Below are 14,481 nucleotides of genomic sequence, written 5' to 3'. Positions count from 1 at the left end.
TTAATCCATTGGGAGCAGGGTTAAATCAAGCTGGGTAGTGCGCTCACCTTGTGATAACCCGAGGTTGTTACGTTGTGATTCAATTCTGCAAAGATATTCCTGAGTAACGCTGCCTGTTATGTAATGCCCATCAAAACAGGAGGTTTCAAAATTTGTGATACGGGGATTGACCTGGGCAACCGCTTGCTTGAGTGCATCCAGATTTTGATAAACCAGATAATCTGCACCAATTTCACGACATATTTCCTCATCAGTACGATTCGTTGCAATCAACTCCTGACGGGTTGGCATATCAATACCGTATACATTCGGAAAACGTACTGGTGGCGCTGCCGAAGCAAAGTAAATTTTAAGTGCTCCTGCTTCACGTGCCATTTGAACAATCTCCCGGCTGGTAGTGCCCCGCACAATGGAATCATCAACCAGTAATACATTCTTACCGCGAAATTCAATCTCGATGGCATTGAGTTTCTGTCGAACCGATTTTCGCCGTTGCTGCTGTCCGGGCATAATAAAAGTTCTGCCCACATACCGATTCTTGACGAATCCTTCCCTGAAACTGATCCCAAGACGATTGGCAAGCTGCATAGCACTTGGGCGGCTGGATTCCGGAACCGGTATTACGACGTCAATATCCAGATGTCGCATGGAGGTGCTGATTTTATTTGCCAGGTTTACGCCCATATTGAGACGCGTTTCATAAACCGATATGTTATCCAGCATTGAATCAGGGCGAGCCAGATAAACATATTCAAAAATACAAGGATTTAGACTGGTGTGGGCTGCACAGGAACGACTGTAAAAATGTCCTTCTACATCAATAAAAATAGCTTCTCCGGGTGCAACATCCCGGATCAGACGAAAGCCCAGTGTATCCAGCGCCACACTCTCGGAAGCAACCATGTATTCAGTGCCAGCCTCTGTTTCCACGGATCCGAATACCAGTGGCCTGATTCCGTACGGGTCACGAAAAGCCAGCAAACCATAGCCGGCAATCATCGCGATAACTGCGTAAGCCCCCTGACAGCGTTCATGTACTCCGGAAACAGCCGAGAAAATTTCAGCCGGATCAAGCTGGTAACCTACCGCACGTTCCTGTAATTCATGTGCTAGTACATTCAGTAATACTTCCGAATCAGAATGCGTGTTTACGTGACGGCGGTCTGCCAGAAACAATTCCTGGCTCAGTACATGCGCATTGGTCAGGTTGCCGTTATGCGCCAGCACAATACCAAATGGGGAATTTACGTAAAAGGGTTGTGCTTCAGCAGGAGAATTTGACGATCCTGTTGTGGGATAACGAACATGCCCGATCCCCATATGCCCTGGCAGAGCACGCATATTTCGGGTACGAAACACATCTCGCACCATGCCCAACCCTTTGTGCATATGAAAACTGTTACCTTGCGCAGTAACAATGCCTGCAGCATCCTGGCCACGATGCTGCAGCATTAACAAACCATCATAGAGCAACTGATTGGCCGGCGACCGTGCTACCACACCGAGAATTCCACACATAGCGGACTCGCTGAAAAAGTGGATTAAGAAACTTATGAAGTCAGCGTTTAATTATGCAATAAAACATATTACTCCAAAGAGTAATTCTTTGTTTTATATCAGTTTTACTGGAAAACCATATCCAGCACATGAGCATTGGTAATTGATATCTGTATCCATTACACGATTGATACTTCCATTGTAGTCAAGCGTGAACTCAAACTATCTGGCAAAGTCAATAAGATTCCTGAAGTCCTGAGGTAACCAGGGGATAATATCAGCCGCCATTATTTCCAAAGGCTCACTCAGTACTGCTTGCTGCCAGAAAGGCTGTTGCGGAAGCGGAGTAAAACCGGCCGCTGTTATCAAAAACAATATAATTACCAATCCGCGAACTACTCCGAACAGCGCACCCAGCATTCTGTCTATCAAACCCAGTCCTACCCCCCTCACCAAAGCGGATAACAACCTGGATACCAGCATCGTTATCAGCAGCACAACAAAAAACGTCACACTAAAAGCGACCAGCATGCGAATAGATTCATCTATGATCCAATCCGATAGCAAGGGAGCTACATTTACTGAATAGCGACTGGCAGCAAAGAAGGCGATTATCCAGGCAAGAAGCGACACGACTTCATGTACCAGGCCACGCGTGATACTCAACAAAGCCGAGAAAGATATGATTCCGATAACAATATAGTCAAAAATCGTCATCTGGTTGTAACGACACCGCTCAAACCAATTTTTCTCAACCGCTCATGCTCTGCTTCAGCAGCTTCACGTGTAGGAAAAGGCCCAATTCGCACACGCGTCATCTCATTACTGCCAACCTTGATTGTTTCGGTATAGGCTTCTACCCCGTTTGAAACAAGGCTCTGTTGTTGTTGCCTGGCTTTAGAAAGATCAGAGAATGCTCCCAGCTGAATAACAAATTCACCATCCGGTATTTTTACACGACTACTTGCGGATGCCTTTTCATGTACAGCCGGAGCCGGGGTCGATACGGATTTCACAAATGATGGTTTTTTCGCAGGAATGGGTATTCCACCGATGCTTTCACTACCTGGTTTGCCGCTTTCGACTCTTTCGGAGTACTCAGAATCGCTGAAAGGTAACGGTTTATCCGGATCAGACACAATCTCCGCTTCATCAGCAACTGGAGCATTTTCCGGAGTCGTCCAGGGATAGGTTTCAGCAGCCAGTTCTTCAGAAGGTATCTGAATATCAATCTCCTGTTGTTCCTGACGAGGCTCATCATCCAGAATCATCGGCAAAAAGACTACTGATACGATAACGAGCAAAATCGCACCGATTAGGCGCTTTCTGGCACGTTTCCTCAGAGAAATTTCTTCTTCGTTGACACTTCTGATCATTTTTTATATCTACCCACCTTTAAGAAACGGTCCCAACATGGCTCTTCAATATCGGGCTGACGGTATGAAACGATCCGAAAACACATATTCTATCATCACTCCCGGCATGTTCACGCGCGTAAACATAAGCACTCTGCACATTCTGAAACATACGCACGCGCTCCTGATTTTCAATTCCGGCAATCTTGAGTGCCTTCAACATTTCATCTCCTGTTGCACCTCTTGCCACATCCAGATCCGCTATCAGCCAGAAATCCACATTGTTTCTCACTACTCGGAGTGTCCCAGCCATATCCTTGTCTTTCAGCATGCCTACGATCGCATAAGTACACCCCTTTACTGGCATAGCTTCCAGATTAGTTGACAGTTCTCGAGCCGCAGCCGGATTATGCGCCACATCCAGAATAATCGCGGGTCTTGCTGAAATTACCTGAAATCTGCCTGCCAGGGTTGTTTCTGTCAATCCGCGCCGGATAGCGTTCATTGGAACAGGTAGTGTTTCTTCCATGACCTCCAGCGCTGCCAGAGCAGCACTTGCATTTTTCAGCTGGTAGTTTCCTTTGAGCGCAGGTAATGGCAGATTATAGCAACGCCCGAGTATTCCTTCATAACGCCATTGCAAATTATCCCGAATGTAGCTGAATTTTTCATTAATGCAATATGGTATAGCACCTGTCTCCTGCATTTTGGGAAGAAGATCGACAGGCATATCCGGCTCAGCACAGATTGCCGGTTTTTTGGGTCTGAAGATACCCATTTTTTCCAGACCAACAGCTTCCCGGGTAGATCCAAGATAATCCATGTGATCCAGATCAATACTGGTCAGTATGGCGCAATCTGTGTCAAATACATTAACTGCATCAAGCCGGCCACCTAATCCCGCTTCCAGAATGGCCACGTCTACTTGCGCTCGTATAAATATCAGCATGGCCGCCAAGGTACCAAATTCAAAATAAGTCAGCGTAACCTGTGCGGATTCACGTGCAGATTCAATTTCAGCTAATATGGTACATAACATTTCATCTGTAACCACATGCTGATCAACGCGTATTCGTTCGTTGTAATGCAATAAATGTGGTGATGTATAACAGCCTACCCGATAAGATGCACAACCGAACATTGATTCAAGCATAGTACAAACCGAGCCTTTGCCATTTGTACCGGCAACCGTGATAACAGGAAATTCAGGCACCAGTCTCAAGACATCTTTTACTTTCCTTACCCGCTCCAAACCCATATCAATTGCTTTCGGATGGAGCTTTTCAAGATAAAGCAGCCAATCCTCCAACGCCATCGACTGAATATTCATCACCACCAAAAGATAATAGTAAATTCAGGAAAAATCAGGCCAGCAAGCTGTTAAATAGAAAACAGCAGTCAGGTATCAGCCGACAAGGCAGATGGTGAAACAGAAACAGGTACCGGAATGCGCATCAGCAACATACACAAATTGGCCAACCGATCACGCATCTCGCGACGATCAACAATTAAATCAACGGCACCATGTTCCAGCAGGAATTCCGCACGTTGAAAACTGGCTGGCAATGTCTGGCGCACAGTCTGCTCAATAACACGCGGGCCGGCAAAACCGATTAATGCACCCGGTTCAGCAATCACAATATCACCAATAAATGCGAAACTCGCAGATACTCCTCCCATTGTAGGGTCTGTCAATACAGAGATAAAAGGTAACTTATTCTCGCTTAACTGTTTCAATACAGCAGTGGTTTTTGCCATCTGCATTAACGAGAACAAACCCTCCTGCATACGGGCGCCTCCACTTGCACTAAAGCAAATGAAAGGCAGATGATGTGTTATGCAAGCCCTTACAGCACGCACAAAGCGCTCGCCAACCACGGACCCCATTGATCCACCCATAAAACCAAACTCGAAAACAGCAGCGATAACAGGCACTGATTTGATGCTGCCCCGCATGACCACCAGTGAATCAGTTTCGCTGGTAGTCGCATACGCATCGCTCAATCTGTCCGTATATCGCTTGCTGTCACGAAATTTCAAAGGATCCTGCGGAAGGACATCCATACCAAGTTCATGACGATCCTGCGCATCCAGCAAAAATTCAAGACGCTCACGCGCAGAAATACGATTATGATGATCGCATTTAGGACAGACATTCAGGTTTTTGGCCAGATCAGTGCAATACAGAACGGCTTCACAATTTACACATTTGCTCCACAAACCTTCCGGAACCGCTTTTTTCTCGCCATTTTCCTTGCGCTTGATTTTGGGAGGAATGATGCTTTCAAACCAGCTCATATCTCACATTCCTTATCAGAAGAAGGACCGGACTTCGTATCAATTGCATGCCGTAATGATTCCACCAGGGTACCTACATTTGCCAGGAGGTCAGCTGCCCGGGAATGTTCAATTTCTTCCACAATACGACTCCCTATGACTACAGCATCCGCTCGTTCAGCGATGCTCCGGGCTGTCTGCCCATCCCGTATACCAAAACCCACTCCGATCGGAATCTTGATATGCGCGCGAAGCTGGGATAATTTATTGCTGACATCTTGCAGATCGAGATGTGAAGCGCCTGTCACCCCTTTCAGAGAAACATAATAAACATATCCTTTTGCCAGCTCGGCAACATGCTTGATACGTGATTCCGATGTAGTGGGTGATAGTAGAAAAATCGGGCTAATCTCTTTTTCATTCAGGCACCGCACCCACTCTGCACTCTCCTCTGGCGGGTAATCAACTACCAAAATACCATCTACCCCGGAATGACTCGCTGCTTCCACAAAGTTTCCATACCCCATGGCTTCAATTGGATTGGCATAGCCCATTAGAACAACCGGCGTGTCCTGATCCGTTTTTCTGAATTCTGCCACCATGGCAAATACATCTTTCAAGCTGATATGATGCTTGAGTGCACGCTCCGAGGAACGCTGTATGGTTGGCCCATCCGCCATGGGATCAGAAAAAGGTACTCCAAGCTCAATCAGATCCACTTTGGATTGTGTCAGCTGATGCATCAGTGCCACTGTTGTAGCCGAATCAGGATCACCTGCCGTGATAAAAGGAATAAGTGCAGTTTTATCTTGTGACTTGAGCCGGGAAAAAACAGATTCGATACGATTCATTTAACTGATGATCCTAAAAATCAAAAACATAACGAGATCTACCAGGGATATCCGGTTAAAGCGAAATACCTGATTGCTGTGCGACCGTTGCCATATCTTTATCCCCGCGACCCGACAAATTCACCAGGAGCAGCTGGTCTTTTCTCAGTGTTGGTGCAAGCTTGGCCGCATAAGCTAAAGCGTGACTGGATTCCAAAGCCGGCATAATTCCTTCAAATCGACACAAGGCATGAAATGCAGCCAATGCTTCATCATCCGTTGCAGCGACATATTCGGCACGACCACAATCCTTAAGCCACGCATGCTCTGGACCTACTCCCGGATAGTCCAGGCCGGCGGAAATTGAATGGGTTTCAATGATCTGACCATTTTCATCCTGAATCAGATAGGTACGATTGCCATGTAGAACACCTGGCCGGCCAGTTACCAGGGTAGCAGCATGCTTTTGCGTATCAACCCCCTTGCCTGCAGCTTCCACACCGATCATCCGGACATTTTCTTCGCCAATATAAGGATAAAACAGGCCAATGGCATTTGAACCACCTCCTACACACGCAATCAGCGCATCCGGTTGTCTGCCATATTCTTCCTGCATTTGTTGCTTGGCTTCATTTCCGATTACCGCCTGGAAATCCCTGACCATCATCGGATAAGGATGTGGTCCCGCAACAGTACCAATGATGTAGTAAGTGTTGCCAACATTGGTTACCCAGTCACGCATAGCCTCATTCAATGCATCTTTCAGTGTGCGCGAACCTGAATCAACCGGTATGACGGTGGCCCCGAGCAACTTCATGCGGTAAACATTGGTTGCCTGGCGCCTGACGTCTTCAGATCCCATGTAAACAACGCATTCCATGCCATAGCGGGCAGCTACAGTGGCACTGGCTACCCCATGTTGACCGGCACCTGTTTCAGCAATGATACGGCTCTTCTCCATACGCCTTGCAAGCAGTGCCTGGCCAACTGTGTTGTTAATTTTATGTGCACCCGTATGGTTAAGATCCTCACGCTTCAGCAGGATTTGTGCCCCTCCCAGATGATCTGACCAGCGCCTGGCGTGATAAATAGGACTGGGACGGCCAACATAATGTTTAAGCTCACGAAAGAATTCCGTTTGAAACTCGGCATCACCACGATAGTATTCGTATTGCCTGCGCAGCTCATCCAAGGCTGAAATCAGAGTTTCAGCCACAAATGTACCGCCATATGGGCCAAAATGGCCACATTTATCGGGAAGATCATATATTTTCACAAGATCTCACTCCTTGCATGAAAGCAGAAATTTTGTTCGCATCCTTTATGCCCTTGGCGGCTTCAACACCGCTTGAAACATCAACCGCCAATGGATGGGTCTGTTTAATTGCATTGACAATATTGTCTGAATGAAGACCGCCAGAGAGTATCCAGGGTAACGACAACTCCGATGGAATCAGCTTCCAGTCAAAAATATGGCCTGTCCCACCTGGTTTTTCCTCTGTATAAGTATCCAGCAGCAATCCTTTGGAGCCTTCATAACACTGCGCGTATTGTAGCAAATCCAATCCGCTCCGGACACGAACAGCTTTGATGTACGGCAAGTGAAACTGACTACAAAAATCCGGAGATTCATCACCATGAAATTGCAAAAGATCAAACCCAGCCGCCACACTGGCTACCTCTACCCAGGATTTGTCAGGGTTCACAAACACCCCTACAGCCTGCACAAATGGAGGCAGGTACCTCACAATCTGGCCAACTTCCTCCGGCGAGATATATCGTTCGCTCTTAGACCATAAAATAAAGCCGACAGCATCCACTCCATGATGCACAGCCGTCATCGCATCTTCCAAACGGGTAATACCGCATATTTTTACACGGATGCGCATCCAGTCTCCTTTAACGCAGATTGACCTGATTTTCTGAATATTTAAAGCCCGTCACTATTTCTATAACGTTCTCTGGCCGGATTACGCTAAAAGCAGGCAAGTTCCATTGGGAATCGTATCGGACACCAGACAGATACAACCCGTCAGGTGCAAATGTTGGCGCAGCAAGGGTACGATCCCGCTGCGCCAGAAGCATGTGTATCCATTCGGGAGGGTGCTTTCCCTGACCAATATAAATCAGTCCCCCGAGAATATTTCGAACCATATGATGCAAAAATGCATTGGCGCAAAATTCAAAAACAAAAATTTGCTTATTTTGGCTGATATTCAGCCTGATGAGTTTTCGTACAGCACTCCTTGCCTGACACTCTGCTGAACGAAATGCACTAAAATCATGCTCACCGAGCAGGAATTTTGCGGCCACCTGCATTTTTTCAAGATCAAGCACATAGTGAGTCCACCCTATCTTCCCATGGAAAATTCCAGGGCGAGCAGGTCGACTCAGCAGATAGTACAAATAGGTGCGTTCGATTGCACTGAACCGGGCATGAAAATCATCATCAATTTCTGAAGCCCACAACACCGAAATATCATCAGGCAACAGTGCGTTAGTCCCTCTTACCCATGCTGTTATAGGTCGCGTAACACGCGTTTCAAAATGCACAATCTGGTACAGTGCATGTACACCTGCATCTGTTCGCCCTGCCGCAACAACTTGTATTCGGCTATTTGCTACGCGCGACAAAGCGCTTTCCAATTGGGATTGAATAGAGATGCGATCGGGTTGCTTTTGCCAGCCGCAATAATCGCGGCCATCATATTCCAGCATCAGGACGATCTTCACAGATCTCTATCAAGAAATACTTGATCCCTCGCAAGTAACTTTGCAATAAACACGGAAATATAAAACTGGTGATACAACAAAATCACAACTGCAAGATCACGATATTTTGTAATTATCCAATTTCATCCAGCATGGAACTGGCTGCAGATTGTTGTTCATCATCACCTTCACGCAACACTTCTTCAAGAATGTCTCTGGCACCTTCATGATCATCCATTTCGAGATAAGCTCTGGCCAGATCAAGCTTGGTCGCGACTTCCCGCCATTGCATATTTATATCTATATCAGTTTCAGGATTTTCATGCACGGCTTGTGACTCTGTACCTGATTTATCTCCAAGATCAAGATCAATATTTGCCAGACTGGAGCTCAGTCCATACAATTCATTCGTTGTACGAGGTTCCTGGCTTGACTCTGTTTTTTCAGGTAATTTCAGATCAAAATCAATTTGATGTTCCTCATCATGAGCGAATGCATGCGCTTCAATATCACCTTGTACCTGCACCTCATCGGATTTTTTTCCAAGATCATCATTGTCGGCCGTAAAAATCCATTGTTCACCTGTATCCCTTTCCGCGCGCTCAATCGCTTCTTCAGTGTCGTTGGTGAAAGTTTCCTTCTGGTATCCAGGATGATTAGGTTTTGTTGTATGATCCAGCCCATTTGATTCACCAAATATCGAACTATCTTTTGCATCCGTTCGACTGACAGAACTCCTGGTGAAAAAGAGAGGTTCAATTGCCTTTTCATCCTGTTTACTCCCGAAAAACAAGCCAGGGTCGACGTCAGTAGTACGATTGTCAGCAGTATCAGTAAAACCGGAATCACTTGATTCTGATGTACCGGCAGTACGCTGAATCAGTTCTTCATCCAGCTTTTTCATGCTATCTGCATCAATAGATGTGATCTCAGTCAGTGTTGCGGGTACAGGTTCATCATCTTTCTCAGTGTAATCATATATGTCAGAAAAATCCGAATCATCGGACAATGCTTTTTTACGACGAATTACAGATACACCCAATGCAGTCGCCAGCAATGCTCCCAGTCCTGCGGCAATCCATATGCTATTTCCATCTGTAAGTTGCAGCAGCGTACCCATCCAAGCAGGTTCATCATCAGATTCAGAACTGGCGGGCTGAAGTAATTCAGGCAATGAAATCGGCTTAACCGGCTGGGTTGGAATAGTAATCGGAGAGGTGGGATTTTCCGGGATTGCAACACCAGGCCCAAGAGCTCCAGTCGACCCCTCTACAGCGGCAACACCGGCCTGTTGATTGCCTGGAATCGAAATTGCTTGCAAGCTGGGTATAGGTTGCGCATGATCCGGTTCAATTCCGGCTTTTCCTTCAGAAGTCGAACCTTTTAATTCAAGCAAACGCTGTAATTTTGCAACATTCTGCTCCAAAATGGCCACGCGCTCATTTGCTTCCTGCAAAGCACGTTCTTTCGCAATCGCATCCTCTTCCATCATGTACAAGTAATTCTGGGCAATCCTGTCTTCAGCCCTCTCGACAGACGGACGGTTATCGCCAAGCAATTCCCCCTTTGAAAGAATCAGAACCTCTTCGGGCTTGCCTGATCCTTCGATAGAAGGTACTTCGAAAATCGTTGTAATCTTCCCTGCTTGAGATTGTTTCAGCCCGGATTTCTCAGAAGTATCAGTAGCCAACTCTGCAATCCTCTGCCGATAATTATTCCAATCCTCTTTCTGCACAGCCACTTCACGAGCAGCTTCCTTAATAGTGACAGACGAAACTTCACCTTCATCAGGAATACGCAGAATGACGCCTACCTTAAGCAAATTCATATTTCTTTCAAGAAAAGCATCACGATTGGCACGGTACAACGCAACCAGCATCTGGTTGAGATTAACGCTGTCAGACGAGATTTGTCGCGCAATCCTGCTCAAAGTATCCCCCCGAATAACCGGGCCATATATACCACCCGCCTGAACGGAAAGTTTCGCTGGAAGTTCTTTTTCAGTTTCAGCAGATAATTGGGGTGCTACAGACACCGACATCGCAGGATTTTCTGTTTTATCCTTGCCCAGCAGCGGTACCGCCGGCGCAGTTGTCGCTGTTTTTTGTGCTTCAGCAGGATCGAGCAGTACGTTATATTCACGCAACAGATGCCCCGATGAAGAGTTAAGCTCAACGAGTAAGTTGAGGAAAGGTTCATTGATCGCTTGTGGCGAACGGATACGGATATAGGGACGTCCATCTGTTCGTTTTTCCACAGACACAGACAATGTCGCGTGATAGGGGACCAGATTGACACCTGCCTTTTGAAAAGCTTCAGGTGAAGCCAGTCGGGCAGACAGCGAATCAATTTCTTTATTTGCTACAGATTCCAGTGCTATTTCTGCATTGAGAGGCTGTCCAAGATATGAGCTCACGGTCAACTTTCCCAAACCAGCGGCCTGAACCACCCAGGCAGATACAAGAGTGACAATCAAAAATGTTTTGGATAAAACGTCAAGAGAAACACCTTTTGATCTGAGATCAATTATTTTCACACAAATATCCTTCGTCGTTATCCGAACTCTTTGGTATAAACATCACGGATGGCAATCAATATCAGAAAGCAAAGATCAACCTGTCTGCCGCAATAACAGCCTGAAATTAGAGAAAATATGAATTCCTCGATTTATGCAGCCCTGTCTTCTTCGACCAGAATGCGCAACATCCGGCGCAGTGGTTCGGCCGCGCCCCATAATAATTGATCTCCCACTGTGAAAACAGAGAGATATTCACTTCCCATATTCAATTTGCGTATGCGGCCAACATGAATATCGAGTTTCCCGGTTACTGCAACCGGAGTAAGTTCCCTAGTGGTGATTTCCCTTTCGTTAGGAATCACATGAACCCACTTATTAGACGTTGCGATGATTTCTTCGATCTTTTCCAGTGGAACATCTTTCTTCAATTTAATCGTCAGCGCCTGACTGTGGCAACGCATGGCTCCAACGCGCACACAAATTCCATCAACCGGTACCGGATGGTCAGCATGTCCGAGAATTTTATTGGTTTCAGCCTGTCCCTTCCATTCTTCTCGACTTTGTCCGTGTGCCATCTCGCGATCAATCCAGGGAATCAGGCTTCCTGCCAGCGGGGCACCGAAATTTTGAGCCGGAAACTCTTCACTACGCATTTTTTCAACAATTTTGCGATCAATATCCAAGATACTGGAAGCAGGGTCATCCAGTAAATCCTTTGCAACCTTATGGGTTTCCCCCATTTGCTGCAGTAATTCACGCATGTTTTGGGCACCGGCTCCCGAGGCCGCCTGGTAGGTCATAATACTCGCCCACTCAACCATATCCTGATCAAACAAGCCCCCCACAGCCATCAGCATCAGACTGACCGTACAATTACCACCAACATAGTTTTTGATACCTTTATTCAACGCCTCGTTAATAACAGAACGGTTGACAGGGTCAAGAATAATAATGGCATCATCATTCATCCTCAGAGCAGAAGCAGCATCAATCCAGTAACCCCGCCACCCTGATTCACGAAGTTTCCCAAAAATGTCGTTGGTGTAATCTCCTCCCTGACAGGAAATTATAATGTCCATTTTCTGCAGTGCAGCAATGTCGTACGCATCTTTGAGCAATCCCGTATCCCGACCAACATCCGGACCTTTCCCACCTGCCTGGGAAGTCGAAAAAAATACAGGTTCGATAAGTGAAAAATCATCTTCTTCACGCATCCGTTGCATAAGAACGGAACCTACCATACCTCGCCATCCGACAAATCCGACCCGTTTCATGTAATTCACTCAGCCTTTTGCAAAAAAATTGTATATATTGTGTCATAGCCTTCAGCTTACAATCCGGCGTATGATCTGAAAATCAAAAAAGGTAAAACAGGCTGATAAACGGAAATGAAAGATTACTGGGATTGCAAGTTTGCCAAAACCCTATCTCCCATTCCGGTGGTACCTGTTTCCTTCAAACCTGTTTCAAAAATATCTTCGGTACGATACCCCTGTTCCAGCGTTTTCTGGACAGCATTCTCGATTCGAGATGCGGCTGTTTCTTCATTGAAAGAATAACGCAGCATCATCGCCGCGGACAAAATAGTCGCCAGCGGATTGGCAATGTTCTTACCGGCGATATCTGGCGCAGATCCATGGATAGGTTCATACAGACCCTTGTTTCGATCATCCAGAGAAGCTGATGGCAACATGCCGATTGAGCCCGTTAGCATGGATGCTTCATCCGATAAAATATCGCCAAACATATTACCCGTAACAATCACATCAAATTGCCTAGGGTTACGCACCAGCTGCATTGCCGCATTATCCACCAGCATATGCGAAAGCGTGATATCCGGATATGCTGGTGCAGTTTCCGTTACTATGTCACGCCATAATTGCGTACATTCCAGAACGTTCATTTTATCCACCGAGCATAACCTGCCACTTCGCCTGCGCGCTGCCTGAAATGCAACATGGGCAATGCGCCTGATTTCCGACTCGGAATAAATCATCGTATTAAAACCCACTTTCTGTCCGTCCCGGTATTCGATCCCGCGTGGTTTTCCGAAATAGATATCACCGGTCAACTCACGCACAATCAGAATGTCCAGTCCGGCGACAACTTCCGGTTTCAGTGTCGAAGCATTTGCCAGCTGCGGATACAGTACCACCGGCCGCAGATTGGCAAACAGGTTAAGTTCCTTCCGAATAGCCAGCAATCCCTGCTCCGGCCGCTTTTCACGCGGCAGACTGTCGTACTGGATTCCGCCTACTGCTCCAAGTAATATGGCATCAGCGTCAATGGACAGTTTGCGCGTTGCTTCCGGGAAGGGATCACCTGTGGCATCCACGGCACACCCACCCAGCAAACCGGATTCCAGCTCAATCTGCAAACCCTCCTCCTGGAAGTAACGCAATACCCGCTCAGCCTGAGCTACGATTTCAGGACCAATCCCATCGCCAGCAAGTAACGCAATTTTCATCTGCTCAACCTGCCTTCATTTTTTGCTGTAAAAACAACCAAGGTTGCTCATTTCTACGCTTCATTTCAAATTCTCTGATTTTATCGGCATGCTGCAAAGTCAGGCCAATTTCATCCAATCCATTCAGCAGGCAATGTTTGCGAAAAGGATCAACCTCAAACCGATAAACTTCACCAGACGGAATTGCTACGGTTTGTGCCTCCAGATTGATTTCCAGCTGATAACCGTCCACTGTCAGAGCATCCTTGATCAGCCTGTCGACAATAGACGCTTCCAGCACGATTGGTAACAAGCCAATCTTGAAGCAATTGTTGTAAAAAATATCGGCAAAGCTTGGTGCAATAATGACAGCGAAGCCATAATCCTGCAAAGCCCAGGGAGCGTGCTCCCGACTGGATCCACAGCCAAAATTATCGCGCGCAACAAGAATCCTGGCTCCCTGATAGCACGGCTGGTTAAGTATGAAATCCGGATTCAGTTGACGCAATGCAGTATCCTTGCCTGGCTCACCATAATCAAGATAACGCCATTCGTCGAACAGATTCTGGCCAAAACCTGACCGTTTGATTGACTTCAGAAATTGCTTGGGAATAATCGCATCGGTATCAACATTGGCACGATCCAGCGGTGCAACTATTCCCCGAAGCTGTTCAAATTTTTTCATTCCATTTATTTGGCAGTTTTTTCAATAGCTTCGCCACCACGCTGAACATCCTTACCCAATCCTTGTATCGTATTACAGGCTATCAGCTGAGCAGTAACTATCAGCAATAAAAATGATGTGAACAGCGCTTTCATTCCAATCTCCTATAAAAATAAAAATTC

At 46.5% G+C, this 14,481-nt stretch carries 14 protein-coding genes; all 14 read right to left on the bottom strand.

The window, feature by feature from the left end:
- The 14 genes from purF to ABO04_RS11165 all read right to left on the bottom strand — a co-directional run bounded on the left by purF (position 1) and on the right by ABO04_RS11165 (position 14,454).
- Entirely contained in the window at positions 1 to 1,518 is a 1,518-nt protein-coding gene (gene purF, locus ABO04_RS11230; protein WP_160810749.1) for an amidophosphoribosyltransferase, read from the bottom strand.
- Between the two features lie 201 nt (positions 1,519 to 1,719).
- Complete coding sequence (locus tag ABO04_RS11225) at positions 1,720 to 2,214, bottom strand: CvpA family protein (RefSeq protein ID WP_160810748.1); 495 nt, start codon at positions 2,212 to 2,214, stop codon at positions 1,720 to 1,722.
- Complete coding sequence (locus ABO04_RS11220) at positions 2,211 to 2,873, bottom strand: SPOR domain-containing protein (protein ID WP_160810746.1); 663 nt, start codon at positions 2,871 to 2,873, stop codon at positions 2,211 to 2,213. The genes ABO04_RS11225 and ABO04_RS11220 overlap by 4 nt, the downstream gene beginning before the upstream one ends.
- Before the next feature lie 19 nt (positions 2,874 to 2,892).
- On the bottom strand, positions 2,893 to 4,182 hold the full coding sequence (gene folC / locus ABO04_RS11215) for a bifunctional tetrahydrofolate synthase/dihydrofolate synthase (RefSeq protein WP_164504348.1): 1,290 nt from the start codon (positions 4,180 to 4,182) through the stop codon (positions 2,893 to 2,895).
- A 68-nt stretch (positions 4,183 to 4,250) separates the two neighbouring features.
- On the bottom strand, positions 4,251 to 5,150 hold the full coding sequence (gene accD / locus ABO04_RS11210; RefSeq protein WP_160810744.1) for an acetyl-CoA carboxylase, carboxyltransferase subunit beta: 900 nt from the start codon (positions 5,148 to 5,150) through the stop codon (positions 4,251 to 4,253).
- On the bottom strand, positions 5,147 to 5,980 hold the full coding sequence (trpA, locus tag ABO04_RS11205; protein WP_160810743.1) for a tryptophan synthase subunit alpha: 834 nt from the start codon (positions 5,978 to 5,980) through the stop codon (positions 5,147 to 5,149). Before trpA ends, accD begins: the two co-directional genes overlap by 4 nt.
- 55 nt (positions 5,981 to 6,035) lie before the next feature.
- Complete coding sequence (trpB, locus tag ABO04_RS11200) at positions 6,036 to 7,235, bottom strand: tryptophan synthase subunit beta (RefSeq protein ID WP_345853558.1); 1,200 nt, start codon at positions 7,233 to 7,235, stop codon at positions 6,036 to 6,038.
- Positions 7,222 to 7,848, bottom strand: coding sequence for a phosphoribosylanthranilate isomerase (locus ABO04_RS11195; RefSeq protein WP_160810742.1), 627 nt, complete (start codon positions 7,846 to 7,848; stop codon positions 7,222 to 7,224). The genes trpB and ABO04_RS11195 overlap by 14 nt, the downstream gene beginning before the upstream one ends.
- 10 nt (positions 7,849 to 7,858) lie before the next feature.
- On the bottom strand, positions 7,859 to 8,692 hold the full coding sequence (gene truA, locus ABO04_RS11190; RefSeq protein WP_160810741.1) for a tRNA pseudouridine(38-40) synthase TruA: 834 nt from the start codon (positions 8,690 to 8,692) through the stop codon (positions 7,859 to 7,861).
- Between the two features lie 112 nt (positions 8,693 to 8,804).
- Positions 8,805 to 11,207, bottom strand: a complete 2,403-nt coding sequence (locus ABO04_RS11185) for a FimV/HubP family polar landmark protein (protein ID WP_345853556.1) — start codon at positions 11,205 to 11,207, stop codon at positions 8,805 to 8,807.
- 131 nt (positions 11,208 to 11,338) lie between these two features.
- Positions 11,339 to 12,463 carry an aspartate-semialdehyde dehydrogenase gene (gene asd / locus ABO04_RS11180; RefSeq protein WP_160810740.1) on the bottom strand — a complete coding sequence of 375 codons (1,125 nt, stop codon included), beginning with the start codon at positions 12,461 to 12,463 and terminating at the stop codon, positions 11,339 to 11,341.
- A 122-nt stretch (positions 12,464 to 12,585) separates the two neighbouring features.
- Positions 12,586 to 13,656, bottom strand: a complete 1,071-nt coding sequence (leuB, locus tag ABO04_RS11175; protein ID WP_160810739.1) for a 3-isopropylmalate dehydrogenase — start codon at positions 13,654 to 13,656, stop codon at positions 12,586 to 12,588.
- Positions 13,657 to 13,660: 4 nt separating this feature from the next.
- Positions 13,661 to 14,320: a 3-isopropylmalate dehydratase small subunit gene (leuD, locus tag ABO04_RS11170; protein ID WP_160810738.1), complete on the bottom strand. Its 660-nt coding sequence runs from the start codon at positions 14,318 to 14,320 to the stop codon at positions 13,661 to 13,663.
- Positions 14,321 to 14,325: 5 nt separating this feature from the next.
- Positions 14,326 to 14,454 (bottom strand): entericidin A/B family lipoprotein, encoded by a 129-nt coding sequence (locus ABO04_RS11165; RefSeq protein ID WP_160810737.1) that lies wholly within the window; start codon positions 14,452 to 14,454, stop codon positions 14,326 to 14,328.
- Between the last annotated feature and the right edge of the window lie 27 nt (positions 14,455 to 14,481).

It is taken from the genome of Nitrosomonas sp. HPC101 (assembly GCF_009833125.1).
Classification (GTDB): Bacteria; Pseudomonadota; Gammaproteobacteria; order Burkholderiales; family Nitrosomonadaceae; genus Nitrosomonas.
Note: the sequence above shows the minus strand (reverse complement) of the source record. Positions and strands in the feature narration are given on the sequence as shown.

Bases quoted from the DNA above. Each gene is read 5' to 3' on its own strand.
- leuB (WP_160810739.1), bottom strand. From the start codon at position 13,656: ATGAAAATTGCGTTACTTGCTGGCGATGGGATTGGTCCTGAAATCGTA.
- trpA (WP_160810743.1), bottom strand. From the start codon at position 5,980: ATGAATCGTATCGAATCTGTTTTTTCCCGGCTCAAGTCACAAGATAAA.
- ABO04_RS11195 (WP_160810742.1), bottom strand. From the start codon at position 7,848: ATGCGCATCCGTGTAAAAATATGCGGTATTACCCGTTTGGAAGATGCG.
- leuD (WP_160810738.1), bottom strand. From the start codon at position 14,320: ATGAAAAAATTTGAACAGCTTCGGGGAATAGTTGCACCGCTGGATCGT.
- purF (WP_160810749.1), bottom strand. From the start codon at position 1,518: ATGTGTGGAATTCTCGGTGTGGTAGCACGGTCGCCGGCCAATCAGTTG.
- accD (WP_160810744.1), bottom strand. From the start codon at position 5,150: ATGAGCTGGTTTGAAAGCATCATTCCTCCCAAAATCAAGCGCAAGGAA.
- asd (WP_160810740.1), bottom strand. From the start codon at position 12,463: ATGAAACGGGTCGGATTTGTCGGATGGCGAGGTATGGTAGGTTCCGTT.
- ABO04_RS11220 (WP_160810746.1), bottom strand. From the start codon at position 2,873: ATGATCAGAAGTGTCAACGAAGAAGAAATTTCTCTGAGGAAACGTGCC.
- ABO04_RS11165 (WP_160810737.1), bottom strand. From the start codon at position 14,454: ATGAAAGCGCTGTTCACATCATTTTTATTGCTGATAGTTACTGCTCAG.
- ABO04_RS11225 (WP_160810748.1), bottom strand. From the start codon at position 2,214: ATGACGATTTTTGACTATATTGTTATCGGAATCATATCTTTCTCGGCT.
- folC (WP_164504348.1), bottom strand. From the start codon at position 4,182: ATGAATATTCAGTCGATGGCGTTGGAGGATTGGCTGCTTTATCTTGAA.